At 49.9% G+C, this 1,274-nt stretch carries 1 protein-coding gene; it reads left to right on the top strand.

All coding sequences use genetic code 11. The features are described from left to right. Positions 1-87: 87 nt before the first annotated feature. Complete coding sequence (locus FO013_RS22155) at positions 88-1,110, top strand: IS110 family RNA-guided transposase (protein ID WP_000156886.1); 1,023 nt, start codon at positions 88-90, stop codon at positions 1,108-1,110. Positions 1,111-1,274: the final 164 nt, after the last annotated feature.

Raw genomic sequence — 1,274 nt, 5'->3', positions numbered from 1 at the left:
TAACGAATGGAAGGGACTTCCCCTGGATATGTGCCTGATTAGCTCTTGTGCAATCATGGGGTAAACATAGCCCTGGAGGGATTCGTTATGACTATCACTACTGTCGGTATCGATCTTGCTAAAAATGTGTTCGCTGTTCACTGCGTTGATCAAAATGGAAAAACTGTTCTGGTTAAACCTAAAGTATCGCGTGCTGCACTTCCTGAGTTAATTGCAAGCCTGCCTCCCTGTGTTATCGGGATGGAGGCGTGCTCAGGCGCCCATTACTGGGCAAGAGTGTTTCGGCAGTATGGCCATGAGCCCCGTTTGATGGCTGCAAAGTTCGTATCGCCATATCGCATGGCCGGTAAATCAGGAAAAAATGATGCAGCTGATGCCCAGGCTATTTGTGAGGCTGTCCGTCGCCCGCATATGCGGTTCGTGCCAGTGAAGGATGAGAGCCAGCAGGCGATGCAATGTCTACACCGTACCAGACAAGGTTTTATCGAAGAGAAAACAGCAACATATAACCGATTAAGAGGTTTGATATCTGAATTCGGCGTCATCGCTCCACAAAGTACAGATGCCCTGCGCCACATCGTTTCTGAACAGAAGAATTCTTTGCCGCTTCAGGTTCAGCAATGCGTTGATGATCTGCTGGAACACATTAATCGCATTGAAGATAACATCGCTGAATATGACCGGATCCTGTCCCGCATGGCAAAAACGGATCACCGCAGCCAACGACTGATGGAACTGAAAGGGATTGGTCCCACAACGGCCTGTGCGCTGGTCGCCAGTATCGGTAATGCCCATGATTTTAAGAATGGACGCCAACTGGCAGCCTGGCTGGGACTTACACCATCACAGTACAGCAGTGGCGGAAAATCAAAGCTTGGCAGAATAACGAAAGCGGGCGATTCATATCTGCGAACGCTTCTGGTTCAGGGGGCCCGTTCGGTTTTGATTGGTGCAGAGAAAAGGACTGACTCATTCAGCCGTTGGGTTTGTAAGTTGGTTGAGCGCAGGGGGTACTGGCGGGCTGTTGTAGCCATCGCCGCCAAAAACGCGAGGCTGTGCTGGGCATCGTTGCATTACGGTGATGATTTCAGGCTGTACTCAGCCAGCTAAAGCACAAAGCAGTATAACCATCTGACCTGCAACTCGTTGATGAAAAAGGGTTAGACCCCGTGAGGCCTATCTGGCTATTGTACAGGATATACGTATCCGCTTAACGAACAAGAACCTCACGCGCGTCTTTCATCAGGGCCCGAATCGATAACGATTTATCATGG

The organism is Brevibacterium aurantiacum (genome assembly GCF_007558825.1).
Lineage (GTDB): Bacteria > Actinomycetota > Actinomycetes > Actinomycetales > Brevibacteriaceae > Brevibacterium > Brevibacterium aurantiacum_A.
This window is presented reverse-complemented; position numbering and strand designations above follow the sequence as displayed.